Source organism: Pseudomonas sp. 28 E 9, assembly GCF_900004785.1.
Classification (GTDB): domain Bacteria; phylum Pseudomonadota; class Gammaproteobacteria; order Pseudomonadales; family Pseudomonadaceae; genus Aquipseudomonas; species Aquipseudomonas orientalis_A.
In genome coordinates this window covers 217,346-243,570 of the sequence record NZ_CVTK01000052.1, presented here as the reverse complement: position 1 = coordinate 243,570, position 26,225 = coordinate 217,346, and the positions used below count along the sequence as shown (strand labels likewise).

The 26,225-nt window shown below is 59.2% G+C and carries 23 protein-coding genes and 1 pseudogene; 16 read left to right on the top strand and 8 right to left on the bottom strand.

Annotated elements, in window-relative coordinates; translation table 11 throughout:
* The first annotated feature begins 139 nt into the window (after nt 1-139).
* Nucleotides 140-2,731 carry a DNA mismatch repair protein MutS gene (gene mutS / locus BFQ00_RS20230; protein ID WP_065934527.1) on the top strand — a complete coding sequence of 864 codons (2,592 nt, stop codon included), beginning with the start codon at nt 140-142 and terminating at the stop codon, nt 2,729-2,731.
* A 142-nt stretch (nt 2,732-2,873) separates the two neighbouring features.
* Entirely contained in the window at nt 2,874-3,197 is a 324-nt protein-coding gene (fdxA, locus tag BFQ00_RS20225; RefSeq protein ID WP_065886008.1) for a ferredoxin FdxA, read from the top strand.
* Nucleotides 3,198-3,660: 463 nt separating this feature from the next.
* On the opposite strand, the gene apbC is transcribed toward fdxA, so the two are convergent.
* Nucleotides 3,661-4,755, bottom strand: a complete 1,095-nt coding sequence (apbC, locus tag BFQ00_RS20220; RefSeq protein ID WP_065934526.1) for an iron-sulfur cluster carrier protein ApbC — start codon at nt 4,753-4,755, stop codon at nt 3,661-3,663.
* Nucleotides 4,756-4,926: 171 nt separating this feature from the next.
* Here apbC and metG point away from each other — a divergent pair, with 171 nt between their 5' ends.
* From metG to BFQ00_RS20200, 4 genes are all read left to right on the top strand, one after another.
* Nucleotides 4,927-6,978 carry a methionine--tRNA ligase gene (gene metG, locus BFQ00_RS20215; RefSeq protein WP_065934525.1) on the top strand — a complete coding sequence of 684 codons (2,052 nt, stop codon included), beginning with the start codon at nt 4,927-4,929 and terminating at the stop codon, nt 6,976-6,978.
* An 87-nt stretch (nt 6,979-7,065) separates the two neighbouring features.
* Complete coding sequence (gene rsxB, locus BFQ00_RS20210) at nt 7,066-8,052, top strand: electron transport complex subunit RsxB (RefSeq protein ID WP_065934524.1); 987 nt, start codon at nt 7,066-7,068, stop codon at nt 8,050-8,052.
* 69 nt (nt 8,053-8,121) lie between these two features.
* Nucleotides 8,122-8,760: an endonuclease III gene (gene nth / locus BFQ00_RS20205; RefSeq protein WP_065934523.1), complete on the top strand. Its 639-nt coding sequence runs from the start codon at nt 8,122-8,124 to the stop codon at nt 8,758-8,760.
* Nucleotides 8,761-8,867: 107 nt separating this feature from the next.
* A complete protein-coding gene (locus BFQ00_RS20200) occupies nt 8,868-9,050 on the top strand; it encodes a PA3496 family putative envelope integrity protein (protein WP_065886003.1) in 183 nt (60 codons plus the stop codon).
* Nucleotides 9,051-9,142: 92 nt separating this feature from the next.
* Here the strand turns inward: BFQ00_RS20200 and BFQ00_RS20195 are convergent, their stop codons facing one another.
* The 3 genes from BFQ00_RS20195 to BFQ00_RS20185 form a co-directional block, all read right to left on the bottom strand.
* Nucleotides 9,143-9,775, bottom strand: coding sequence for a response regulator transcription factor (locus BFQ00_RS20195; protein WP_003188986.1), 633 nt, complete (start codon nt 9,773-9,775; stop codon nt 9,143-9,145).
* 628 nt (nt 9,776-10,403) lie between these two features.
* On the bottom strand, nt 10,404-11,621 hold the full coding sequence (locus BFQ00_RS20190; protein WP_065886002.1) for an argininosuccinate synthase: 1,218 nt from the start codon (nt 11,619-11,621) through the stop codon (nt 10,404-10,406).
* Nucleotides 11,622-11,750: 129 nt separating this feature from the next.
* Nucleotides 11,751-12,659 carry a flagellar protein MotY gene (locus BFQ00_RS20185; RefSeq protein WP_065886001.1) on the bottom strand — a complete coding sequence of 303 codons (909 nt, stop codon included), beginning with the start codon at nt 12,657-12,659 and terminating at the stop codon, nt 11,751-11,753.
* Between the two features lie 156 nt (nt 12,660-12,815).
* On the opposite strand from BFQ00_RS20185, the gene pyrC reads away from it, so the two are divergent.
* Both pyrC and rnt read left to right on the top strand, forming a co-directional pair.
* The gene (pyrC, locus tag BFQ00_RS20180; RefSeq protein WP_065886000.1) at nt 12,816-13,862 is read left to right on the top strand and encodes a dihydroorotase; all 1,047 of its coding nucleotides are present in this window, start codon (nt 12,816-12,818) and stop codon (nt 13,860-13,862) included.
* Complete coding sequence (rnt, locus tag BFQ00_RS20175) at nt 13,859-14,533, top strand: ribonuclease T (protein ID WP_065885999.1); 675 nt, start codon at nt 13,859-13,861, stop codon at nt 14,531-14,533. Before pyrC ends, rnt begins: the two co-directional genes overlap by 4 nt.
* 258 nt (nt 14,534-14,791) lie before the next feature.
* Here the strand turns inward: rnt and BFQ00_RS20170 are convergent, their stop codons facing one another.
* Entirely contained in the window at nt 14,792-15,394 is a 603-nt protein-coding gene (locus tag BFQ00_RS20170) for a peroxiredoxin (RefSeq protein ID WP_057724790.1), read from the bottom strand.
* A 244-nt stretch (nt 15,395-15,638) separates the two neighbouring features.
* On the opposite strand from BFQ00_RS20170, the gene BFQ00_RS28425 reads away from it, so the two are divergent.
* Entirely contained in the window at nt 15,639-15,857 is a 219-nt protein-coding gene (locus BFQ00_RS28425) for a bacterioferritin-associated ferredoxin (protein WP_083203330.1), read from the top strand.
* A 200-nt stretch (nt 15,858-16,057) separates the two neighbouring features.
* Nucleotides 16,058-16,528 carry a bacterioferritin gene (gene bfr, locus BFQ00_RS20165; RefSeq protein ID WP_065891908.1) on the top strand — a complete coding sequence of 157 codons (471 nt, stop codon included), beginning with the start codon at nt 16,058-16,060 and terminating at the stop codon, nt 16,526-16,528.
* A 68-nt stretch (nt 16,529-16,596) separates the two neighbouring features.
* Here the strand turns inward: bfr and grxD are convergent, their stop codons facing one another.
* Both grxD and BFQ00_RS20155 read right to left on the bottom strand, forming a co-directional pair.
* Nucleotides 16,597-16,935: a Grx4 family monothiol glutaredoxin gene (gene grxD / locus BFQ00_RS20160; protein WP_027604591.1), complete on the bottom strand. Its 339-nt coding sequence runs from the start codon at nt 16,933-16,935 to the stop codon at nt 16,597-16,599.
* A gap of 99 nt (nt 16,936-17,034) precedes the next feature.
* Nucleotides 17,035-19,143 carry a molybdopterin oxidoreductase family protein gene (locus BFQ00_RS20155; protein ID WP_065934522.1) on the bottom strand — a complete coding sequence of 703 codons (2,109 nt, stop codon included), beginning with the start codon at nt 19,141-19,143 and terminating at the stop codon, nt 17,035-17,037.
* 361 nt (nt 19,144-19,504) lie between these two features.
* Between BFQ00_RS20155 and BFQ00_RS20150 the strand changes: the two genes are divergently transcribed.
* The 4 genes and pseudogenes from BFQ00_RS20150 (at nt 19,505) to BFQ00_RS20140 (ending at nt 22,822) form a co-directional block, all read left to right on the top strand.
* Entirely contained in the window at nt 19,505-20,401 is an 897-nt protein-coding gene (locus tag BFQ00_RS20150; protein ID WP_083208059.1) for a methionyl-tRNA formyltransferase, read from the top strand.
* A 103-nt stretch (nt 20,402-20,504) separates the two neighbouring features.
* Nucleotides 20,505-20,696 (top strand): annotated as a pseudogene (locus tag BFQ00_RS30125) (hypothetical protein); the annotation flags it as partial.
* A gap of 165 nt (nt 20,697-20,861) precedes the next feature.
* Complete coding sequence (argF, locus tag BFQ00_RS20145) at nt 20,862-21,782, top strand: ornithine carbamoyltransferase (RefSeq protein ID WP_065885995.1); 921 nt, start codon at nt 20,862-20,864, stop codon at nt 21,780-21,782.
* Nucleotides 21,779-22,822, top strand: coding sequence for an ABC transporter ATP-binding protein (locus BFQ00_RS20140; RefSeq protein WP_065934521.1), 1,044 nt, complete (start codon nt 21,779-21,781; stop codon nt 22,820-22,822). Before argF ends, BFQ00_RS20140 begins: the two co-directional genes overlap by 4 nt.
* Before the next feature lie 147 nt (nt 22,823-22,969).
* Here BFQ00_RS20140 and ybaK read toward each other — a convergent pair whose 3' ends face one another.
* A complete protein-coding gene (gene ybaK / locus BFQ00_RS20135; RefSeq protein ID WP_065934520.1) occupies nt 22,970-23,440 on the bottom strand; it encodes a Cys-tRNA(Pro) deacylase in 471 nt (156 codons plus the stop codon).
* Between the two features lie 325 nt (nt 23,441-23,765).
* On the opposite strand from ybaK, the gene BFQ00_RS20130 reads away from it, so the two are divergent.
* Nucleotides 23,766-24,620, top strand: coding sequence for an MIP/aquaporin family protein (locus BFQ00_RS20130; RefSeq protein WP_065934519.1), 855 nt, complete (start codon nt 23,766-23,768; stop codon nt 24,618-24,620).
* A gap of 76 nt (nt 24,621-24,696) precedes the next feature.
* Nucleotides 24,697-26,202, top strand: a complete 1,506-nt coding sequence (glpK, locus tag BFQ00_RS20125) for a glycerol kinase GlpK (RefSeq protein WP_065934518.1) — start codon at nt 24,697-24,699, stop codon at nt 26,200-26,202.
* Nucleotides 26,203-26,225 lie beyond the last annotated feature (23 nt).

The window sequence follows — 26,225 nt, the reverse complement described above, 5'->3', positions numbered from 1 at the left end:
GCCCTTCTTCTATTTCTACCTGGCCGTTTGCAACCTGCGAACCCCCGACCTCGCGTGTTAACCTTGCGCCCATCGCAACAAATGCTGGGCCAAGCGCCCCCTTTGCCCCATCACTTTCAACGAATTTGCCTACTACCCAATGAGTAAAAACACCTCCGATCTGTCCTCCCACACGCCAATGATGCAGCAGTACTGGCGCCTGAAAAACCAGCACCCTGATCAGTTGATGTTCTACCGCATGGGCGACTTCTACGAGATCTTCTACGAAGACGCGAAGAAGGCCGCCAAGCTGCTGGACATCACCCTGACCGCGCGCGGGCAGTCGGCGGGGCAGTCGATTCCGATGTGTGGGATTCCTTACCATTCATTGGAAGGTTATCTGGTCAAGTTGGTGAAGCTGGGCGAGTCGGTGGTGATCTGTGAGCAGATCGGCGACCCGGCCACCAGTAAGGGGCCGGTGGAACGGCAGGTGGTGCGCATTATTACGCCGGGCACGGTGAGTGATGAGGCGCTGCTGGATGAGCGGCGCGATAACCTGATCGCTGCAGTGTTGGGCGATGAGCGTCTGTTCGGCCTGTCAGTGCTGGATATCACCAGCGGCAATTTCAGCGTGCTGGAGATCAAGGGCTGGGAGAACCTGCTGGCGGAGTTGGAGCGTATCAATCCGGTGGAGTTGTTGATTCCGGATGATTGGCCCAAGGACTTGCCGGCAGAGAAGCGCCGTGGGACCAAACGTCGTGCGCCGTGGGATTTTGAGCGTGATTCGGCGCTGAAAAGTCTGTGCCAGCAGTTCTCGGTGCAGGACCTTAAAGGCTTCGGTTGCGAAACCCTGACCCTGGCCATCGGCGCTGCCGGCTGCCTGCTCAGCTACGCCAAGGAAACCCAGCGCACGGCCCTGCCGCACTTGCGCAGCCTGCGGCATGAGCGGCTGGACGATACCGTGGTGCTGGATGGCGCCAGCCGTCGCAACCTGGAACTGGATACCAACCTGGCGGGCGGACGCGACAACACGCTGCAATCGGTGGTCGACCGCTGCCAGACGGCCATGGGCAGCCGCTTGCTGACTCGTTGGCTGAATCGTCCTCTGCGGGATTTGACCGTCCTTCAAGCACGTCAAACCTCTATTACCTGCCTGCTTGACGGCTATCGCTTTGAAAAACTGCAGCCGCAACTGAAGGAAATCGGCGATATCGAGCGCATCCTCGCGCGGATCGGCCTGCGTAATGCGCGGCCCCGTGACTTGGCGCGCCTGCGGGACGCGTTGAGCGCCCTGCCGCAACTGCAAGTGGCGATGACCGAACTGGACACGCCGCACCTGCAACAGCTTGCAGTCACCGCCGGCACTTACCCGGACCTGGCGGCGCTGCTGGAAAAGGCCATCATCGACAACCCGCCAGCGATCATCCGTGATGGCGGTGTGTTGAAAACCGGCTATGACAGCGAGCTGGATGAGCTGCAATCGCTGAGCGAAAACGCCGGCCAGTTCCTGATCGACCTGGAGGCCCGCGAAAAAGCCCGCACCGGGCTGGCCAACCTGAAGGTCGGCTACAACCGCGTGCATGGCTATTTTATTGAGCTGCCGAGCAAGCAGGCGGAGTCGGCGCCTATCGACTATCAACGCCGCCAGACGCTCAAGGGCGCCGAGCGCTTTATCACCCCCGAACTCAAAGCGTTCGAAGATAAGGCGTTGTCGGCCAAAAGCCGCGCCCTGGCGCGGGAAAAAATGCTCTACGAAGCCTTGCTTGAGGACTTGATCAGCCGCCTGGCGCCGCTGCAGGACACCGCCGCCGCCCTGGCGGAACTGGACGTGCTGAGCAACCTGGCCGAACGTGCGCTGAACCTGGACCTCAACTGCCCGCGCTTTGTCAGCGAGCCGTGCATGCGCATCGTGCAAGGGCGCCACCCGGTGGTGGAGCAGGTGTTGACCACGCCATTCGTCGCCAACGACCTGTCGCTGGACGACGACACTCGCATGCTGGTGATTACCGGCCCGAACATGGGTGGTAAATCCACCTATATGCGCCAGACCGCGCTGATCGTGTTGCTGGCCCACATCGGCAGCTTCGTGCCGGCGGCCAGTTGCGAACTGTCCCTGGTGGACCGGATTTTCACCCGGATCGGGTCCAGCGACGACCTGGCCGGTGGGCGCTCGACGTTTATGGTGGAAATGAGCGAAACCGCGAACATCCTGCATAACGCCACCGACCGCAGTCTCGTGTTGATGGACGAAGTGGGTCGCGGCACCAGTACGTTTGACGGCCTGTCGCTGGCATGGGCGGCGGCCGAGCGTCTGGCACATTTGCGCGCCTATACGTTGTTTGCCACCCACTACTTCGAACTGACGGTGTTACCGGAAAGCGAGCCGCTGGTAGCCAACGTGCACCTCAATGCCACCGAGCACAACGAGCGCATCGTGTTCCTGCACCACGTGCTGCCGGGCCCGGCCAGCCAGAGTTATGGCTTGGCGGTCGCGCAGTTGGCCGGCGTGCCCACTGATGTCATCACCCGCGCCCGCGAGCACCTGAGCCGCCTGGAAACCACGGCCCTGCCCCATGAAACCGTGGTCGCCAGCCCGGCCAAGGCCAGCAGGAAACCCGCCGCACCGCACCAGAGCGACCTGTTCGCCAGCCTGCCCCATCCGGTACTCGATGAGCTGGCCAAGCTTGACCTGGACGACGTGACGCCGCGTAAAGCGCTCGAAATGTTATATGCACTGAAGACTCGGATATAACGCACACGCGTGCAAGCTGGTAGACTCTCGCGCGGTTTGGGATGCTGCGGGCTTTTAGCCTGGCCCGCAGACTATCGCTCCCGAACCTCGCGAGCCCTGCCACACAGGGTTTCGCTGCCGCCGCCTGAGGAGAAAATTAGAAATGACCTTCGTCGTCACCGACAACTGCATCAAGTGCAAGTACACCGACTGCGTAGAAGTGTGTCCGGTGGACTGCTTCTACGAAGGCCCGAACTTCCTGGTCATCCACCCGGACGAGTGCATTGACTGCGCCCTGTGTGAACCAGAATGCCCGGCTAACGCCATCTTCTCTGAAGATGAAGTACCTGCGGGTATGGAAAACTTCATTGAGTTGAATGCCGAGCTGGCGGATATCTGGCCGAACATCACGGAAAGAAAGGATGCTCTGCCCGACGCGGAAGAATGGGATGGCAAACCCGGCAAGATTGCAGACCTCGAACGCTGATAGCAGCGTCGTTGCCCAAAAAAAAAGGCCCCTTGCGGGCCTTTTTTGCGTTTTCATGTAGCCGCTTTCACTTTTCTACAGGCGAAAAAAGGGGCGGTATGACCCGCCCACATTTTTTCCCTAGTCCCTTTAATCCTTTTCATCGTCCTGATGAATCGCATCCTGCGACATTCCTTCAAACCACCGTTCCTTGATGGCTGTGCCAATCCGTGGACACAGGGCTGATGTTAGAGCCTCCCAAGATAAGTTCAACGGGATCCAAACGGATCGCGGCCAATCGGCGATGCTCAAGTGAAATTAAATAACTGTTTAATTTCAAACAGTTAGAAATATCGCTCGCAGATTCGAGACGCTCATTCCCGGTAAAAAAACCGAAAACCTACATGACGGTAAGCGAATGCTTACACGACTGATTGGGAAAAGAGCGTCACAAGCCTGTGCGGTACTGTTCCTACATCGGGATTCAGTCGTCGCTGACGGTGATCGTCGGCATCGCGGGACTGCTCGCCTCCTGCAGGACTATCCGCGCGCCCACATGGCGGGCCAGTTCCTGATACACCATGGCAATCTGACCATCGGGCTCGGCAGCCACGGTGGGCTTGCCGCCATCGGCCTGTTCGCGGATAGACATCGACAGCGGCAACGAGGCCAGCAGTTCGACGCCGTATTGAGTCGCCAGCTTCTCGCCACCGCCCTCGCCGAAGAGATGTTCGGCATGGCCACAGTTGGAACAGATGTGCACCGCCATGTTTTCCACCACGCCCAGCACCGGAATGTTGACCTTGCGGAACATCTCCACGCCTTTCTTCGCGTCCAGCAGCGCCAGGTCCTGCGGCGTGGTGACGATCACCGAGCCGGCCACCGGGACTTTCTGCGCCAGGGTCAACTGGATATCGCCGGTACCGGGTGGCATGTCGATCACCAGGTAGTCCAGGTCGCCCCAGGCGGTCTGGGTGACCAATTGCAGCAGCGCCCCGGAAACCATCGGCCCGCGCCAGACCATGGGCGTGTTGTCATCGGTCAGGAACGCCATGGACATCACTTCCACGCCCAGGGACTCAATCGGCACAAACCACTTCTGGTCCTTGACCTTGGGTCGTATGCCTTCGGCAATGCCGAACATCACACCCTGGCTCGGGCCATAGATATCGGCGTCGAGGATGCCCACGCGGGCACCTTCGCGGGCCAGGGCCAGGGCCAGGTTGGCGGCGGTGGTGGATTTACCCACCCCGCCCTTGCCCGATGCCACGGCGATCACGTTCTTGACGTTGGCCAGGCCAGGGATCTGCGCCTGGGCCTTGTGCGAGGCGATCACACACCGGATGTCGACCTTGGCCGAGCGCACGCCGTCGAGGCCTTCGATGGCCATTTGCAGCATCTGCGCCCAGCCGTTTTTGAACAGGCCGGCGGCGTAGCCCAGCTCCAGCTGGACCGATACGTGGTCAGCCTGTACCTCGATGGCCCGCACACAGCCGGCACTGACCGGGTCCTGGTTCAAATAGGGGTCGGTGTACTGGCGAAGGACGGCTTCCACCGCTGCGCGATTGACGGCGCTCATGGGCAACTCCCGAAAAAGACTGACTGAAACAGGCGGCTATCCTAACCGTTCCAGGCCACCAGCGGCATGCTTTCGCAGGATCGGAAGATGCTGAAACAGCACCACGGGGTGAAATAAATTTCCCGGCGCTTTATAGTGGCCGACCTCCGTTTCATCAAGTAGCCGAGCCCCATGTCCGAGCCACGCAAGATCCTCGTCACCAGCGCCCTGCCCTATGCCAATGGTTCCATCCATCTTGGCCATATGCTTGAGTACATCCAGACCGATATGTGGGTGCGCTTCCAGAAGCATCGCGGCAATCAATGCATCTATGTCTGCGCGGACGACGCCCACGGTTCGGCCATCATGTTGCGCGCCGAAAAGGAAGGCATCACCCCGGAACAATTGATCGCCAATGTGCAGGCTGAACACAGCGCCGACTTTGCCGAGTTCCTGGTGGAGTTCGACAACTTCCATTCGACCCACTCCGACGAAAATCGTGAGCTTTCGAGCCAGATCTACCTGCGGTTGAAAGACGCCGGGCACATTGCCACGCGTTCGATCACCCAGTATTTCGACCCGGAAAAGAAAATGTTCCTGGCCGATCGCTTCATCAAGGGCACCTGCCCGAAATGCGGCACCGACGACCAGTACGGCGACAACTGTGAGAAATGCGGTGCCACCTATGCACCCACCGACCTGAAGAATCCGAAGTCGGCCATCTCCGGCGCTACCCCGGTGCTCAAGGATTCCCAGCACTTCTTCTTCAAACTCCCGGATTTCCAGCAGATGCTGCAAACCTGGACCCGCAGCGGCACCTTGCAGGATGCCGTGGCCAACAAGATCGCCGAATGGCTGGATGCCGGCCTGCAACAGTGGGACATTTCCCGCGATGCGCCGTACTTCGGCTTTGAAATTCCGGGCGAGCCGGGCAAGTACTTCTATGTCTGGCTGGACGCGCCGATCGGCTACATGGCCAGCTTCAAGAACCTTTGCGACCGCACACCGGCGCTGGACTTCGATGCGTTCTGGGGCAAGGATTCCACGGCCGAGCTGTACCACTTCATCGGCAAGGACATCGTCAACTTCCACGCGCTGTTCTGGCCGGCGATGCTCGAAGGTTCGGGCTACCGCAAGCCGACCGGCATTGCCGTGCACGGCTACCTGACGGTGAACGGGCAGAAGATGTCCAAGTCCCGCGGCACCTTCATCAAGGCGCGCACCTACCTGGACCACCTGTCGCCGGAATATTTGCGTTACTACTATGCGTCCAAGCTGGGCCGTGGCGTCGACGACCTCGACCTGAACCTGGAAGACTTCATTCAGAAGGTCAACTCGGACCTGGTCGGCAAAGTGGTCAATATCGCCAGCCGTTGTGCCGGTTTTATCCACAAGGGCAATGCGGGTGTGCTGGTCGCTGAAAACGCCGCGCCGGAACTGACCGATGCCTTCCTGGCCGCCGCGCCGAGCATCGCCGACGCCTATGAAGCCCGCGATTTTGCCCGCGCCATGCGCGAAATCATGGGCCTGGCCGACCGCGCCAACGCCTGGATTGCCGACAAGGCGCCATGGTCGCTGAACAAGCAGGAAGGCAAGGAAGCCGAGGTCCAGGCGATCTGCGCCACCGGCGTCAATCTGTTCCGTCAGTTGGTGATCTTCCTCAAGCCGGTGCTGCCGCTGCTGGCCGCCGATGCAGAGGCGTTCCTCAACGTCGCGCCGCTGACCTGGAACGACCACGCCACGCTGCTCGGCAACCATCAGTTGAACGCGTTCAAGCCATTGATGACCCGCATCGACCCGGTGAAAGTCCAGGCCATGACCGACGCTTCCAAAGAAGACCTCGTCGCCAGCCAGACCGATACCGGCGCGACCGCGCCAGCCGATGACAGCGAGTTGGCCAAAGACCCTATTTCCGAGGAAATCGAGTTCGACGCTTTCGCCGCCGTGGACCTGCGGGTTGCACTGATCGTCAAGGCCGAAGCCGTGGAAGGCGCCGACAAGCTGTTGCGCCTGACCCTGGATCTGGGCGGCGAGCAACGCAATGTGTTCTCCGGCATCAAGAGCGCTTACCCGGACCCGTCCAAGCTCGATGGTCGCCTGACCATGATGATCGCCAACCTCAAGCCACGAAAAATGAAATTCGGTATCTCTGAAGGCATGGTGATGGCGGCCGGTCCTGGCGGCGCAGAAATCTATCTGCTCAGCCCGGACAGCGGCGCCAAGCCAGGTCAACGCATCAAGTAACCCCTGCAGGATGCCCCGGCGTTTCGACGCTGGGGCTTTTCAGCCCGCCCATATCGGCGAGCCGGGCGTCAACGCAATGATCAAAGCATGAACCTGATTCAACGTATCGACGCGCTGCTACCGCAGACTCAATGCGGCAAGTGCGGGCACCCGGGCTGCAAGCCTTACGCCGAAGGCATCGCTGACGGCGAGGCGATCAACAAGTGCCCGCCCGGAGGCCAGGAAACCATCGCCGGGCTTGCGCAATTGCTGCGCGTGCCGGTGCTGGCCCTGGATACGAGCCGCGGCGATGCGCCGGCCCAGATCGCCTACATCCGTGAGGCTGAATGCATCGGTTGCACCAAATGCATCCAGGCTTGCCCGGTGGACGCCATCATTGGCGCCGCCAAGTTGATGCACACGGTCATCATCGACGAGTGCACCGGTTGCGACCTGTGCGTCGCGCCCTGCCCTGTCGACTGCATCGAGATGCGCCCACTTGCTGAAGTCCTGCCGATTGTGGGCGACCTGGCGCGCAGCGATGACGAGCGGCGCGAACGTGGCCTTAAACGCGACCGGGCACGTCGGCGTTTCGAACAGCGCAACGCACGCCTGCAACGTGAGCAAGCCTGCAAACACGCCGAACGCGTGGCGCGGGCCAAGCGCATTGCGCCCGTGGCAACGGCATCAGCCGATAGCCATCAGGCCGCTCAGGATGCAGCAATCAAGCAAGCCAAAATCAGTGTCGCCATGAGCCGTGCGCAACTGCACAAATCCCTGAAGGCGTTTGGTCATCCCCCGACCTTTGAGCAACAGTCGCAATTGATTGTCCTGCAAAGGCAGTTCGAAGCCTCGGAGCAGGCGCTTGCCGCGCTGGAGGTCAACGTCCCGCCACCGCTGCCGACAAGCAAAAGCGCTGAACTCAAGCGCGCGAAGATCCAACTGGCAATGCGCCGGGCCGCATTGAAAAAGGCCCAGGATCAACAGGCTGACGAACAGCAACTGGCAAGCTTGAGTGCCGCGCTGGACGCCGCCGAGCAGACGCTGCATGACGCCCAGGCCACTTGCGACGCCAGCGCCAACGGTAACGCCTGACCCACAACCGACGCTGCGCTGTGTATTGCTACAATTAAGTCGATAGCCTGCAAGGAAACGTCCCTCCCTATGAACGCTGCAAAACGCCTGGAAATTTTCCGCAGGTTTCACGAAGACAATCCGGAACCCAAGACCGAATTGGCCTACTCCTCGCCGTTCGAGCTGCTGATCGCCGTGATCCTGTCGGCCCAATCCACGGACGTCGGCGTCAACAAGGCCACGGCCAAGCTGTTTCCGGTGGCCAATACGCCGGAGACGATTTACGCCCTGGGTTTGGAAGGGTTATCGGCGTACATCAAGACCATCGGCTTGTACAACAGCAAGGCCAAGAACGTGATCGAGACGTGCCGCCTGCTCATGGAGCTGCACGCCAGCGAAGTACCGCAAACCCGCGAAGCCCTCGAAGCATTACCCGGCGTGGGCCGCAAGACCGCCAACGTCGTACTCAATACGGCGTTCCGGCAGCTCACCATGGCGGTGGATACGCATATTTTTCGCGTCAGCAACCGTACCGGCATCGCTCGCGGAAAAAATGTGGTGGAGGTCGAGAAACAGCTGATGAAGTTCGTGCCCAAACCCTATCTGCTCGATTCCCATCACTGGCTGATTCTTCACGGGCGCTATGTTTGCCAGGCGCGCAAGCCTCGGTGCGGCAGCTGCCGGATCGAAGATCTATGTGAATACAAGGACAAGACCTCCGACGATTGAGGGTTGTCGGGTTTTGCCTATGAATCGATTGAAAAAATCTTTTTTACGCGTCCGTGGTTTATCGCTATAAGGAGCGCCAATGGCAGTCTTAGCCTGGAGTGAACCTTATGAGCACTGGCAAAGAACAACTGGAAGTAGATGACGAACCGGTGGAGCTGGAAGACGATGACGCGCCAGCGCCCGTCCCGGAGGTGGCCAAGACCAATTTGAGCAAACGCCTGATTATCGACAATCTCCTGGAAGAGCGACGCTTGCAAAAACAATTGGCCGATTACGACTTCGACCTCTGACCATCCGACAGCCAGCCGGAAGCCTCCCTGACGGAGGCTTTTTTTGTGCCGGATTTTACAGCGGTGTCAGAAGGGTGAACGCCCCCTCCTCCTCACACCAAGCCATTGCGCTGGGCCAGCTCTATCAGGTCGACGAGTGACCGGGCATTGAGCTTCAGCAGCAGGCGCGTCTTATAGGTGCTCACGGTCTTGTTGCTCAGGAACATACCGTCGGCAATCTCCTTGTTGGTTTTGCCACGGGCCAGCTGTTGCAGCACCATCATCTCCCGCCCCGATAAACGTTCCACCATGTCAGCCTCACTGGCGTTGCCCATGGTGGACCGCACCGAGTTGAGCGCCTGGTTCGGGAAGTAGCTGTAGCCGGAAAGCACCGCCTTGATGGCGCTCAACAACTCGGTCAGGTCCTGTTGCTTGCACACGTAGCCGGCGGCACCGGCCTGCATGCAACGCATGGAAAAATGACCAGGTGCCTGGGACGTCAGCACCAGCACCTTGAACGACACGGCTTGCTTGGTCGAGGCCAGCCGGCAAATAACTTCAAGGCCATCGAGTTTGGGGATTCCAATATCCAATATGACAATATCCGGCATATGTTCCCGCGCAAGTTGCAGCGCATCGACACCGTTATCAGTCTCGGCAACAACCTCATAACCATGACGCTCCATTAGCATGCGCACAGCTAGCCGAATGACGGGATGATCATCCACGATCAGCACTTTATTCATGAGAAAGTCCAATTTCGCTGTTCGAATTATTTAGAGAAAGCACAATAGCCTAGTCGCCTGCTAGTTGGCATAGCGTGCCCCCCCGAGCAACAGCAGGCAGAGACCCAACCCACAACAAGAAAGGAATTAGCCTACAAAAATTCGCCAACTTTAGTGTATTGGGCTTTATGGAACCCTTCAGACCTTTCCCTGCTCGTACATATTTTGAGTGAAATATCCTCATCCCGAGGCCTATGCCGTAAACGTTGCGCACAGCGCTCTCAGGAAATACCCCTTGCTTACCGTTGCGGCTTATACAAAGGGCTGAAAAAAACCCGTCAGCTTCAGTTCCATTTAACATATTTATATACATCCAATTTTCCTACAGAAAATTCCACAAATTACAGATCCTTTGCGCCTATATGAGTGAATTTTCTGTAAGACATGGTTCCTGTCTAGATGTAAAAAACCTTTCCGCAGAAGAGTGGATTTCTGGAGCTGAAAAAATCTCGAAAGACTTGAATAAAACGCTTAAACACATACCAAACATTTTTAAACGTTGCCCACGCCTGATTAATGTTTGTATGGGTATATTCAGGGCAAAAAAAAGCCCCTTGCATAAGGGGCTTTCTCACAACAGGCAAAACACTCAGAACAACTTGCGTCCCTTGTTGGCCGCGATGCGCATGCGCAAGGCGTTCAACTTGATGAAGCCGGCCGCGTCCGCCTGGTTGTAGGCACCGCCATCTTCCTCGAAGGTCGCGATGTTGGCGTCAAACAGTGACTCATCGGACTTGCGACCGGTCACGATCACATTGCCCTTGTACAGCTTCAGGCGCACCACGCCGTTCACGTGGGCCTGGGAGGCGTCGATCATCTGCTGCAGCATCAGGCGCTCAGGGCTCCACCAATAGCCGGTATAGATCAGGCTGGCGTACTTGGGCATCAGCTCATCTTTGAGGTGGGCCACTTCACGGTCCAGGGTGATGGACTCGATGGCGCGGTGAGCACGCAACATGATGGTGCCGCCCGGTGTTTCGTAGCAGCCACGGGACTTCATGCCGACGTAACGGTTCTCGACGATGTCGAGACGACCGATGCCGTGTTCGCCCCCGATGCGGTTCAGGGTCGCCAGCACGGTGGCGGGTGTCATCTCGACACCATCCAGCGCGACGATGTCGCCGTTGCGGTAGGTCAGTTCCAGATACTGCGGCTTGTCTGGAGCATTCTCCGGGGAGACGGTCCATTTCCACATGTCTTCTTCGTGCTCGGTCCAGGTGTCTTCCAGCACGCCGCCTTCATAGGAAATGTGCAGCAAGTTGGCATCCATCGAGTACGGGGACTTCTTCTTGCCGTGACGCTCGATCGGGATCGCGTGCTTTTCAGCGTAATCCATCAGCTTTTCACGGGACAGCAGGTCCCATTCACGCCAGGGCGCAATCACTTTCACGCCGGGCTTGAGGGCGTAGGCGCCCAGTTCGAAACGCACCTGGTCGTTGCCCTTGCCGGTGGCGCCATGGGAAATGGCATCGGCGCCGGTTTCGTTGGCGATTTCGATCAGGCGCTTGGCGATCAGCGGACGTGCAATGGAGGTGCCGAGCAGGTACTCGCCTTCATAGACGGTATTGGCGCGAAACATCGGATAAACGAAATCGCGGACGAACTCTTCGCGCAGGTCGTCAATGTAGATCTCTTTCACGCCCATGGCTTGCGCCTTGGCACGTGCAGGTTCGACCTCTTCGCCCTGACCCAGGTCAGCGGTGAATGTCACCACTTCACAGTTATAAGTATCCTGCAGCCACTTGAGGATCACCGAAGTGTCCAGGCCGCCGGAATACGCGAGAACGACCTTGTTTACGTCGGCCATGCCATCACTCCACGGGGTTGTACGGAAAGGCAACGATTCTACCGATCAAAACCGCGAATTTACAGGGGCGCGACAGCAAATGAAGATAAAGCGACAGATTATGTCGAACGAGCGACCGATGACCGCGCCTTACGAGGTCGCAGCAGGGTTGCTCGGAGTTGCGGCCTGGGGTGCCGGTTTCTCGGGCGCCGCCACGCGTTCGAGCTGCACGTTGACCCGCCGGTTGCGCGCTCGGTTGGCGGCATTGGTGTTGGGCGCCAAGGGGTAGCTTTCACCATGGAAACGCATCGTGATCTGGGATTCAGGGATGCCGTTGGCCTTGAAGTAGTCCACTACCGCCAAGGCACGGCGTCGTGAGACATCACGGTTGGTCAGGCGGTTGCCGCTGTTATCCGAATGGCCGTTCAGCTCGATATGGTTGACCGTAGGGTCGGCTTTCATGAACGCGACAATGACCGACAGTTTCTTCCGGGCCGCTGCATCCAGTTCGATGCCACCACCGGGGAAACCGACTTCCGTCTGTTTAACCTGATCGTAGTTCATCGGCAACAGCTTGGTAGTACACAACTGATAGTCGTTGTAGGCCTTGGAGAATTTCACCGGCAGCAGGCGAATTTCCGAATAACCGCCTTCGCGTCCGTAGTGCCGCACGGTCGGGCTGCGGCCTTCGAGCAAACCGGTGAACAGACGCCCGGCCTGGGCCTGAGAGCTGTTAAACAGCACATCACCACTGCCGACGCGTACCGCACCGAGGTTGATGTCGCCGCGGCCCGGTTGCCAGGGCGCGGCGGCGGCCAGCAACGTGGCGGAGCCGGCACCGAGCGAACCACTGTAGGCTTTCAGGCGAAAGGTCGCCTGCTCGCCCGCCCGGCGCACAAACTCACCCGAACCGAAATCGGTGATCGGCTGGGTCAGGCGGCACTCGAACTGATCGCCCTCCACTTTCCACTCAATATTCTCCAGGCGTGTCTGGAACGTGAGGGCCATCGCGGGCAGGCTGGCGAACACACTGAGCAGGGCTAGATAATGCTGGCGCACGGGAGGCTCCACTGGTTTCTACAACACTTCAAGGCGTCATACATCGTTAAGGCATACCCAGTGCTATCGGTTGCATCCTGCAAAACTTGATAGCGAGTGCCTGCACGAGTCTTTTCCGGTAGCATTCCCACCAGATTGACCCGCCTGGAATCCCCAATGTCCGACCGCCTGACCCTGCTGCGTCCCGACGACTGGCATATACATCTTCGTGATGGTGCTGTGTTACCCCACACCGTGGCCGATGTCGCGCGAACCTTTGGCCGCGCCATCATCATGCCTAACCTGGTACCTCCGGTGCGTAACGCCGAGCAAGCCGATGCCTATCGCCAGCGTATCCTCGCTGCACGACCGGCCGGCAGCCGCTTCGAACCGCTGATGGTGCTCTACCTCACCGACCGCACCCAGCCTTCGGAGATTCGCGAGGCCAAGGCCAGCGGTTTCGTGCACGCCGCCAAGCTGTACCCGGCCGGCGCGACCACCAACTCCGACTCCGGCGTGACCAGCATCGACAAGATCCTGCCGGCCATCGAAGCCATGGCCGACGTGGGCATGCCGCTGCTGATCCACGGTGAGGTCACCCGTGGCGATGTCGACGTGTTCGATCGCGAAAAGATCTTCATCGACGAACATATGCGCCGCGTGGTCGAGCTGTTCCCGACCCTCAAGGTGGTGTTCGAACACATCACCACCGCAGACGCCGTGCAGTTCGTCACCGAGGCGTCGGCCAACGTCGGCGCGACCATCACCGCACACCACCTGTTGTACAACCGCAACCACATGTTAGTGGGCGGTATTCGGCCGCACTTCTATTGCCTGCCGATCCTCAAGCGCAATACCCACCAGGTGGCGTTGCTGGATGCCGCGACCAGCGGCAACCCGAAGTTCTTCCTCGGCACCGATTCCGCGCCCCACGCCCAGCACGCCAAGGAAGCCGCCTGCGGTTGCGCGGGATGCTACACCGCGTTTGCCGCCATCGAGCTGTACGCTGAAGCGTTCGAACAACGCAACGCCCTGGACAAGCTTGAAGGTTTCGCCAGCCTCAACGGCCCGCGCTTCTATGGCCTGCCGGCCAATACCGACCGCATCACCCTGGTTCGTGAAGACTGGACCGCCCCCGCCAGCCTGCCGTTTGGCGAGCTGACCGTTATCCCGCTGCGCGCCGGTGAAACACTGCGCTGGCGCCTGCTGGAGGAAAGCAAGTGAGTGAAGACCATTACGATGAAGACCAGGAACACGGCGGTGGCGGCGGTTCGCGCCACCCGATGGCCGAGCGTTTCCGCGGCTACCTGCCTGTCGTTATCGATGTAGAAACCGGCGGTTTCAATTGCGCCACCGACGCGTTGCTGGAAATTGCCGCGACCACCATCGGCATGGACGAGCAGGGCTTCGTGTACCCGGACCACACCCACTTCTTCCGCGTCGAGCCGTTTGAAGGGGCCAACATCGAAGCGGCGGCGCTGGAGTTCACCGGCATCAAGCTCGATCACCCGCTGCGCATGGCGGTGAGTGAAGAAGCGGCGCTGACCGACATCTTCCGTGGCGTACGCAAGGCGCTGAAGGCCAACGGCTGCAAGCGCGCGATCCTGGTGGGGCACAACAGCAGTTTCGACCTGGGCTTCCTGAACGCCGCCGTGGCGCGGCTGGACATGAAACGCAACCCGTTTCATCCGTTCTCCAGCTTCGACACCGCCACGCTCGCCGGCCTGGCCTATGGTCAGACCGTGCTGGCGAAAGCCTGCCAGGCAGCCGGCATCGACTTTGACGGCCGCGAAGCTCATTCGGCGCGCTACGACACCGAAAAGACCGCCGAGCTGTTCTGCGGCATCGTCAATCGCTGGAAACAGATGGGTGGCTGGGAAGACTTCAGCGACTGAGACTCGTCCCGCCAGGTCTGTAGGAGCGAGCTTGCTCGCGAAAAACGTCAACGATAACGCGTGCTTGCTGAATGAACGCGGTGCCTGTGAGGTTTTCGCGAGCAAGCTCGCTCCTACATGGGTTTAGGGCTTGCGGCGTTTCAGTGACGTATTTATGGGCTGATACAGCGCAATCACGCGCAAGTCGAATCGTCGCACCGCCCCGCCCATAAAAAAACCGGCCCTCACAGGCCGGTTTTTTTCTACCTTGAATCCGGCTTACAGCTTGCCGGCGTTCTCGGTCAGGTAAGCCGCCACACCTTCGGTGGAAGCGGTCATGCCTTTGTCGCCTTTTTTCCAGTTGGCAGGGCAGACTTCGCCGTGCTCTTCGTGGAACTGCAGCGCGTCGACCAGGCGAATCAGCTCTTCCATGTTACGGCCCAGCGGCAGGTCGTTGATGATCTGCGAACGCACAACGCCCTTGTCGTCGATCAGGAACGCGCCACGGAAAGCCACACCGCCTTCGGACTCGACGTCGTAGGCCTTGGCGATATCGTGCTTCATATCGGCAGCCATGGTGTATTTGACTTTACCGATGCCGCCATCGTTGATGGCCGTGTTGCGCCAGGCATTGTGGGTGAAGTGGGAGTCGATGGAAACGGCGACCACTTCAACGTTGCGTGCCTTGAAATCGTCCATGCGGTGATCCAGAGCGATCAGCTCGGATGGGCAGACGAAGGTGAAGTCCAGCGGGTAGAAGAACACCAGGCCGTATTTGCCTTTGATGGCTTCAGACAGTTTGAAGCTGTCTACGATTTCGCCATTGCCGAGGACGGCAGGTACGTCGAAATCCGGGGCTTGTTTGCCGACGAGTACGCTCATTGGATATCTCCTGATGAAGGGGTGACGATTGAAGTAACAGGACCAGCGTCGAGTCTGCCGTGTATTGGCGACAGACCTGTGACGCGGTCACGCTTCGTGAAGACCGACCATCATACACCGAAAAAACCGTTCGTCAGCGCGCAGGCAATACCCAAGGGACAGTCGACGAAACTATTTTGACAATCATTCTCGTTAACATTAAGATCCATCGCACTTAAGCCCTAAACCCGCGACGGTTCTCCTTATGTATGTGTGCCTCTGTACTGGCGTCACCGACGGACAAATCCGCGAAGCAATCTATGAAGGTTGCTGCAGCTACAAGGAAGTGCGTGAAACCACCGGCGTTGCCAGCCAGTGTGGAAAATGCGCATGCCTCGCCAAGCAAGTGGTGCGGGAAACCCTTACGCAGTTGCAGACAGCTCAGGCTGCGGCACCGTATTCAGTAGAATTTACGCACGCTTAAATAGGCGTGTTTTAAAGAACCGGACCCTGTGTCCGGTTTTTTTATGCCTGCAATTCAATTAGTTAGCGTCAAGACGCGGAACACAAACATTCTTATTCCGATTAATTTTCATTTATTATTCAATAACTTAGGTTTGACACCGGGATTGTCGCCGCTCAAACTCCGCCCATACACAGCTATTACAGGGCAGGACCCCAGTCATGAAAGGCGACATCTCAGTCATCCAGCAACTCAACAAAATCCTTGCCAATGAACTGGTCGCGATCAATCAGTACTTTCTGCATGCACGCATGTACGACGATTGGGGCCTGGAAAAGCTGGGCAAGCGCGAATACAAAGAATCGATCAAGGCCATGAAGGACGCCGATGCGCTGATCAAACGTATCCTGTTCCTGGAAGGCCTGCCGAATGTGCAGGACCTGGGCAAGCTGAATATCGGCGAGCACACCCAGGAAATGATCAGCAGCGACCTGGGCTTTGAACGCAAGAGCCACAGCGACCTCAAGGCCGCCATCGCTCACTGCGAAGCCACGGGCGACTATGGCAGCCGCGAATTGCTGGAAGATATCCTTGAAGACCAGGAAGAACACATCGACTGGCTGGAAACCCAACTGGGCCTGATCGACAAAGTCAGCCTGGAAAACTACCTGCAATCGCAGATGGGCGAATAACCCCAAGCGTTCAGGTACAAAAAAGCCCCGCTCTCTCACGAGAAGCGGGGCTTTTTATTGCAAGCCAATCAAGCGTCGGTCTTGGCTGCCGCGTTTGCTGCTGCGTCTTTGATCAGCGCCTGCAACGAGCCATCAGCTGCCATTTCAGTGATGATGTCGCTACCACCGACCAGCTCACCGGCTACCCACAGCTGCGGGAACGTCGGCCAGTTGGCGTACTTTGGCAGGTTCGCGCGGATTTCAGGGTTTTGCAGGATATCCACGTAGGCAAACTTCTCGCCACACTGCATCACAGCCTGGGAAGCCTTCGCGGAAAAACCGCACTGGGGAGCGTTGGGCGCGCCTTTCATGTAAAGCAGAATGGTGTTGTTGGCAATCTGCTCTTTGATCGTTTCGATGATATCCATGGAACACCTCTGCAGGAACTTTGCGACTCACGGGTCGGCACGGTGGCGCATTGTAACGCAAAAAACCTGCAGGATGCTCGGGCGCGCCGACAGCCAACCTCAAGCTGCCGAAACGCTCACCGGTACGCCGTTGAGCGCCGCATTGCCCGACAGCTCGTCCAATTGCCGCTCGTCGGTCAAGTCGTTGGCACTCGCCCCGGGCTGGCCGCTGGCGATGCTCATCTGCACACCCGGGCGCCCGTGCCCCCAACCGTGGGGCAGGCTGACCACGCCAGGCATCATGTCGGTGCTGGCTACCACCTCGATTTCGACCATGCCGATGCGCGAACTGACCCGCACCCGCTGACCGTCGCTCAATTGCCGACTGGCCAGGTCGTCGGGGTGCATCAACAGTTGATGGCGCGGCTTGCCCTTCACCAGCCGGTGATAGTTATGCATCCAGGAATTGTTACTGCGCACATGGCGACGGCCAATCAGCAGCAGTTCGTCAGCCACCGGTTGCGGATGCGCGGCAAAGCGCGCCAGGTCAGCCAGGATCACCACCGGCGCCGCCTGCACCTTGCCGTCGACGGTTTTCAGCCGCTCGGCCAGGTTGGGCTTGAGCGGCCCCAGGTCAACACCATGGGGATGATCGGCCAGCATCGCCACTGACAGCTTGTGCGCAGAGGCATCGCCGTAAGTCCCGGCGCGCAGTCCAAAGTCGATCATCTGCGCGGGCGGAATCGTCGGTTTGAGCACCACGCCGGTATGCGCCGCAAACGCCTTGGCCAGGCCGACGAAGATTTCCCAGTCGTGCAGCGCACCGTCAGGCTTGGGCAGGATCGCGCGGTTGAAGCGCGTGACATTGCGCACCGCGAACATATTGAAAGTGGTGTCGTAGTGATCGTTCTCCAATGCCGATGTGGACGGCAGGATCAGGTCGGCATAGCGCGTGGTCTCGTTGATGTAGAGATCGACGCTGACCATGAACTCCAACCCCTCCAGTGCCTGCTCCAACTGACGGCCGTTGGGCGTCGACAATACCGGGTTGCCGGCCACCGTCACCAGGGCGCGGATTTGCCCTTCACCTTCGGTGAGCATTTCCTCGGCCAAGGCAGACACCGGCAGCTCGCCGCCGTATTCAGGTCGCCCGGATACGCGGCTTTGCCAGCGGTTGAAATGCCCGCCTCCGGTCGACGCCACCAGGTCCACCGCCGGCGTGGTACACAAGGCGCCGCCCACGCGGTCCAGATTGCCGGTGACCAGATTGATCAACTGCACCAGCCAATGACACAGCGTGCCGAATGCCTGGGTCGAGACGCCCATACGCCCATAACACACAGCCTTGTCCGCTGCGGCGAAGTCACGCGCCAACTGGCGGATCTGCTCGGCAGGCACCGCGCACTGACGGCTCATGGCCTCGGCGGTAAACCCGGCGATCGCCTGGCGCACACTTTGCAGCCCCTCAACCGGCAAATGGCTGTCGCGGGTCAACCCTTCTGCAAAAAGCGTGTTGAGCAGCCCGAATAACAAGGCCGCATCGCCGCCGGGGCGCACGAACAGATGCTGATCGGCAATCGCCGCCGTTTCACTGCGTCGCGGGTCGACGACCACCACTTTTCCGCCCCGGGCCTGAATCGCCTTGAGACGTTTCTCAACATCGGGCACGGTCATGATGCTGCCATTGGAGGCGAGCGGGTTACCGCCCAGGATCAGCATGAAGTCGGTGTGGTCAATGTCCGGAATGGGCAGCAACAGGCCATGGCCGTACATCAGGTGACTGGAGAGGTGATGGGGCAGTTGGTCCACCGAGGTTGCGGAGTACCGGTTACGAGTTTTCAGCAGGCCAAGAAAGTAGTTGCTGTGGGTCATCAGCCCGTAGTTGTGCACGCTGGGGTTGCCTTGATACACCGCCACCGCATTCTGCCCATGCCTGGCCTGGATGCCCGCAAGGCGTTCGGCGACCAGCGCAAACGCGTCTTCCCACGGGATCGGTTGCCACTCGCTGCCCACGCGCAACATGGGCTGGTGCAGGCGGTCCGGATCATTCTGGATATCCTGCAATGCCACGGCTTTGGGACAGATGTGCCCGCGACTGAAGGTGTCCAGCGGGTCACCCTTGATTGAGGTGATCGACAGGTCGCCGTCGTCGTCTCGGGTGGTTTCCAGAGTCAGGCCGCAGATGGCTTCGCACAGGTGGCAGGCACGGTGATGGAGAGTCTTGGTCATGGCCAGTCTCTTTTATAAGGGCTTTGTTCAACTATGGGCCGCGCCTGCGCGGTGCGCCAGCAACGTTCGCGCGGTGAATCGACGGCTATAGGCAAGGGCATGGCTAAGCGTGAGCAAATGTTTCAGAAACTTCCCACAGGCGCCCCTGCACATTGCCTTGCGCTGCTTGCGACGCAGAAGGCTTTCGAGCCAATCCCCCGTCGCACCCCACCCATCCCCCCTATCAAAATTCATCCCTGGCCCAAGAATTGGCCCAGGTATCTACGGCGTCCTGCCGAAACGAACGAACGCAACTAACTTTGCCAATGCTAAAAATTGTGGCTATCTTCGCCGCCTACCCTATCCCCGTGGAAGGATTGCAATGATAGCCACAACTCTTACACCAATGCTGACCCTGTTTGTCATGACTGAAAAAGGGCTGGCTTTTACCGAACAGGCTGTTTCCCAGTTCAAAAGTATTATCGCCGAGGTGGTCATCGGACAAGATTCGGCACTCACCAACGATTACTCCGCTGAAATCGCCGGTGTATGCGATAGAGCTGGCGTCAAACACACCCAGCGCAAAGACTTTCAAGGACTCTCCACTGAATACGCCATGGCCATATCTTGGCGATGGCTAATAGATCACCCAGCACAGAAGCTGATCGTTTTCCATGACTCCCTGCTCCCGAAATACCGAGGGTTTGCGCCATTGGTCAATGCGCTGATCAACGGAGAAAGCAGGATCGGGGTGTCGGCAATCTTCGGCGCCAGCGAATATGATCGTGGCGACATCATCCATCAGACATCCGTGCCTATCCGCTACCCGATCACCATTGCTGAGGCGATCACAGCTGTAAACGAATGCTACCTGCATTCAGGTCTGGCGGTGCTGGAAGCGTTGTCCAGTGGAGAGCCATTGAAGGCTAAAGCACAGGACCATAGCGAGGCGAGCTATAGCCTGTGGCGAGACGACGAGGATTATCAAATTGACTGGACCCAGTCGGCCAGACGAATTCGACGCATGATCGATGCAGTCGGCAACCCCTATCGCGGCGCGTTCTGCCGGGTAGATGGTGTCCCGGCTCGCATCCTTGCAGCTGAAGAGTTGGACGATGTGCAGATAGAGAATCGAACAGCCGGGAAAGTGATATTCGTTGAAAATGGCACGCCTGTTGTCGTTTGCGGAACCGGCCTCCTAAGAGTTACCGCTTGCGTATCCGACGATGGTGGCGCGCCCCTGATACCACTTGCCAAGTTTCGTGCGCGGTTCAGTTGATAGGTGCTATCACACAATCCGTACCTTACCGCTGTCGTTACTGATGCCTGCGTCCAGTGGTATCAGCCATAGAATGGGAGTCGACCGGCGTTCGCCGCAATGCCACGCCACGATGTGCTTGATGGCGAACATGAATACCGCGTTCATTGCAAACCAGCTTGGTCACAGTGTACAAATGTTGCTCTCGACCTACGCGAAGTGGATCAACTGCGCATCCGACTGGGCCGAACTGAACAAGCTGAGCGTGTACAAATTGGCCCGGTTGTGGCCCATCGCACCAAAGGCGTCTGGCTAGAGCCCCTAAAAATAAGCCTCCTATTGGTAAGACGCGACATTTAATGTCAATATCGCGCCTTCCCCTATTTCGTCGCCCCGTGCGGCTTTCGCCGCAGGTCTCGCCCGTTGTCACAATAAACAAGGCTTTGAGTATCTGCGGTCTGTTGCAAAAAGGTAGTTAATGATGAGCGCAAGGCACTTTCTCTCCCTGATGGATTGCACGCCCGAAGAGCTGGTCAGCGTGATCCGTCGAGGCATTGAGCTTAAAGACCTGCGTAACCGCGGCGTACTGTTTGAGCCTTTGAAAAATCGCGTGCTCGGGATGATTTTCGAGAAGTCCTCGACCCGCACCCGCCTGTCCTTCGAAGCCGGCATGATTCAGCTGGGTGGTCAGGCTATCTTCCTGTCGCCACGCGATACCCAATTGGGCCGTGGCGAGCCGATCAGCGATTGCGCCATCGTGATGTCGCGCATGCTCGACGCCGTGATGATCCGTACCTTCGCCCACAGCACCCTGACCGAATTTGCCGCCAACTCGCGCGTGCCGGTGATCAACGGCCTGTCCGATGACCTGCACCCGTGCCAGTTGCTGGCCGACATGCAAACCTTCCTCGAACACCGCGGCTCGATCCAGGGCAAGACCGTGGCCTGGGTCGGCGACGGCAACAATATGTGCAACAGCTATATAGAAGCGGCCATCCAGTTCGACTTCCACCTGCGCATCGCCTGCCCCGAGGGTTACGAACCCAGCGCCGAGTTCATGGCCAAGGCCGATGGCCGTGTGCAACTGCTGCGCGATCCGAAAGACGCGGTGGTCGGCGCCCATCTGGTCAGCACCGACGTTTGGACCTCCATGGGCCAGGAAGACGAAACCGCCAGGCGCCTGGCCCTGTTCGCGCCATTCCAGGTGACCCGTGCCCTGCTCGACCTGGCCGCGCCGGACGTGTTGTTCATGCACTGCCTGCCCGCCCACCGTGGCGAGGAAATCAGCCTGGACCTGCTCGACGATCCGCGCTCGGTCGCCTGGGACCAGGCCGAAAACCGCCTGCATGCGCAAAAGGCCCTGCTCGAATTCCTCGTGCCGCCGTCGTACCACCACGCATGAGCCAGCCATTACTGCTGAGCCTGCGCAACCTGGCATGCGGCTATCAAGATCAACGGGTGGTGCAGAACCTCAACCTGCACCTCAACGCGGGCGACATCGGCTGCCTGCTCGGCTCCTCGGGCTGCGGCAAGACCACCACCCTGCGTGCCATTGCCGGGTTCGAGCCGGTGCACGAAGGCGAAATCAGCCTGGCGGGCGAAGTGATCTCCAGTGCCGGTTTCACGCTGGCACCGGAGAAACGTCGTATCGGCATGGTGTTCCAGGATTACGCGTTGTTTCCTCATCTGAGCGTGGCCGACAACATCGCCTTCGGCATCCGCAAGCACCCGCACAAAGAGCGTGTGGTCGTCGAGTTGCTGGAACTGGTCAACCTCAAAAACCTGGGCAAACGCTTCCCCCACGAGCTTTCCGGTGGCCAGCAACAACGCGTCGCCCTCGCCCGCGCCCTGGCGCCGGAACCGCAATTGCTGCTGCTGGACGAACCGTTTTCCAATCTGGATGGCGAACTGCGGCGCAAGCTCAGCCATGAAGTGCGCGACATTCTCAAGGCGCGCGGCACCAGTGCGATCCTGGTCACCCATGATCAAGAGGAAGCCTTTGCCGTCAGCGACCATGTGGGCGTTTTCAAGGAGGGTCGTCTTGAACAATGGGATACGCCCTACAACCTCTATCACGAGCCGCAGACGCCTTATGTGGCCAGCTTTATCGGCCAGGGCTATTTCATTCGCGGCCAGTTGAGCTCGCCCGAGTCCGTCAGCACCGAGCTGGGCGAGCTGCGTGGCAACCGTGCCTATACCTGGCAGACCGGTGGCGCGGTGGATGTATTGCTGCGACCGGATGACATCGTCTACGCGCCGGACAGTGCGCTGAAAGCGCGGATTGTCGGCAAGACCTTCCTCGGCGCGTCAACGCTATACCGCCTGCAACTTGCGACCGGCGCGCAGCTGGAGTCGATTTTTCCCAGCCATGTCGATCAGCAGGTCGGCGCGGATGTGGGCATTCGAGTGGCTGCCGAGCATCTGGTGCTGTTCCAGGCGTAAGCAGCGACCTGAAGAAACCGGGTTAAACCTGTAGGAGCGAGCTTGCTCGCGAAAAACTCACAGGCACCGCGTTCATTCAGGAAGCACGCGTTATCGTTGACGTTTTTCGCGAGCAAGCTCGCTCCTACTGGCATTAGGGCGAGCCCATCAAGCCCGGCCAATCGGCGCGAACCTGGCTTGGGTATGCTCAGCCAACACATCGGCCGGCAGCTCAACTTCCAGCCCGCGCCGGCCAGCACTGACAAAAATCGTCGCAAACGGCTCCGCGCTCACATCGATGAACGTGCGCAAACGCTTCTTTTGCCCCAAGGGGCTGATACCGCCCAATAGATACCCGGTGGAACGCTGCGCGGCCGCCGGGTCAGCCATTTCGACTTTCTTGACGCCTGCCGCATTCGCCAGGGCTTTGAGATCAAGACTTCCGACGACCGGCACCACCGCCACCAGCAATTCACCCTTCTCACTGCTGGCCAGCAACGTCTTGAACACCTGCGCCGGGTCGAGGCCCAATTTTTCCGCGGCCTCCAGGCCGTACGACGCCGCCTTGGGATCATGTTCATAACTGTGGATACGATGTTCGGCGCGAACTTTTTTCAACAGGTCCAAGGCAGGCGTCATGTGGGCTCCGAAAGATCAAACTGACCGTCGATTCTAGGCCAAGCCTGCGCAAAACGCTCTAGTACAGTCGCTCAAGCGCATACACGGCTGACTGATTCGATGATCATTCACCACACCAATAGTTCTTAAATGACCAACCGTTCACTTTCGACCTTTGACAGCGGTCATTCTTGTCTATATTTTTTCGTTTCCGAATGCTGTAGGAATAACTCCCCAGTACTCGAGCAGTAAGCCGTGACCAGGATGGGGATCCTCGCCACGGTGAAAATCGCGCAACCGTCCGTTGAGGCAGTGCGCCAGACAAGAACAACAACTGAGGTTTTCCATGACAACTGCTCTTCAACAGCCCTCACTTTCGAGCCAATGCATGGCCGAATTCCTCGGCACTGCGCTGCTGATCTTCTTCGGTACCGGATGCGTCGCTGCGCTCAAGGTCGCGGGTGCCAGCTTTGGCTTGTGGGAAATCAGCATTATCTGGGGCGTCGGCGTCAGCATGGCGATCTACCTGAGTGCCGGTATTTCCGGGGCTCACCTCAATCCGGCGGTGAGTATCGCCCTGTGCATTTTCGCCGATTTCGAAAAGCGCAAACTGCCCTTCTATATCCTCGCCCAAATCGCCGGGGCCTTCTGTTCCGCCGCACTGGTGTACACGCTCTACAGCAATCTTTTTTTCGATTACGAACAAACTCACCATATGGTGCGTGGCTCCCAGGCCAGCCTGGAATTGGCCTCGGTGTTTTCCACCTATCCCCATGCGCTGCTGAGCACGGCCCAGGCGTTCCTGGTGGAAATGGTCATCACCGCGATCCTGATGGGCGTGATCATGGCCCTGACGGACGATAACAATGGCCTGCCACGTGGCCCGTTGGCTCCGCTGCTGATCGGCCTGCTGATCGCGGTGATTGGCAGCGCCATGGGCCCGCTGACCGGCTTTGCGATGAACCCGGCGCGGGATTTCGGGCCCAAGCTGATGACCTTTTTCGCCGGCTGGGGTGAAATGGCCTTCACTGGCGGCCGCGATATTCCCTACTTCCTGGTACCGATTTTCGCGCCGATTGTCGGCGCATGCCTCGGCGCTGCCGCGTATCGCGGGCTGATTGCCCGTCATCTGCCGAGCGCCGCACCTGCTATAGCTGAAACAACTGACACGGCTGTCAACGGCAAGACCCGTATTTCCTGAAAGCGCCAGCCAGGGTCCCTGCCCTTCGTGACCCCGGCTGATTTCTGACTTCCTTATTTCGTCCAAGGCAATTGACATGACCGACCTTCAGAATAAGAACTACATCATTGCCCTTGATCAGGGCACCACCAGTTCCCGGGCGATCATCTTCGATCGCGACGCCAACGTGGTCTGCACCGCCCAGCGTGAATTCACCCAGCATTACCCGCAAGCGGGCTGGGTCGAGCATGACCCGATGGAAATTTTCGCGACCCAGAGCGCGGTGATGGTCGAAGCGCTGGCGCAGGCCGGCCTGCACCATGATCAGGTCGCCGCCATCGGCATCACCAACCAGCGTGAAACCACCGTCGTGTGGGACAAAGTCACCGGCCGCCCGATCTACAACGCGATCGTCTGGCAATGCCGCCGCAGCACCGAGATCTGCCAGCAGCTCAAACGCGACGGCCACGAGCAGTACATCAATGACACCACCGGCCTGGTCACCGACCCGTACTTCTCCGGCACCAAGCTCAAGTGGATCCTCGACAACGTCGAAGGCAGCCGAGAGCGTGCGCGTAACGGCGAACTGCTGTTCGGCACCATCGACAGCTGGCTGATCTGGAAATTTACCGGCGGCAAGACCCACGTCACCGACTACACCAACGCCTCGCGCACCATGCTCTTCAACATCCACACGCTGGAGTGGGATGCGAAGATGCTGGAGATCCTCGACGTACCGCGCGAAATGCTGCCGCAAGTGAAGTCGTCGTCGGAAATCTACGGCCGTACCAAAAGCGGCATCGCCATCGGCGGCATCGCGGGTGACCAACAGGCTGCCCTGTTCGGCCAGATGTGCGTCGAAGCCGGCCAGGCCAAGAACACCTACGGCACCGGTTGCTTCCTGCTGATGAACACCGGCGACAAAGCGGTGAAATCCAGGCACGGCATGCTCACCACCATCGCCTGCGGCCCCCGTGGCGAAGTGGCGTATGCCCTGGAAGGTGCGGTATTCAACGGCGGCTCCACCGTACAGTGGTTGCGTGACGAGCTGAAGATCATCGCCGATGCCACCGACACCGAATACTTCGCCGGCAAGGTCAAGGACAGCAACGGCGTGTACCTGGTGCCCGCGTTCACCGGCCTGGGCGCGCCGTACTGGGACCCGTACGCCCGTGGCGCACTGTTCGGCCTGACTCGTGGCGTACGCGTGGATCACATCATTCGTGCTGCCCTGGAGTCGATTGCCTACCAGACCCGCGACGTGCTCGACGCCATGCAGCAGGACTCCGGCGAACGCCTCAAGGCCCTGCGCGTGGACGGCGGTGCGGTGGCCAACAACTTCCTCATGCAGTTCCAGGCCGACATCCTCGGCACCCAGGTCGAGCGCCCGCAAATGCGCGAGACCACCGCACTGGGCGCGGCCTACCTGGCCGGCCTGGCGTGCGGCTTCTGGGGCAGCCTGGATGAGTTGCGCGGCAAGGCGGTCATCGAGCGCGAGTTCGAACCGCAACTGGATGAGGGCGCCAAGGAGAAGCTCTACGCCGGCTGGCAAAAAGCGGTCAGCCGCACCCGTGACTGGGAGCCGCACGAAGGCGCTGAATAAGCCGACCGCAGGTTGTAACTGGC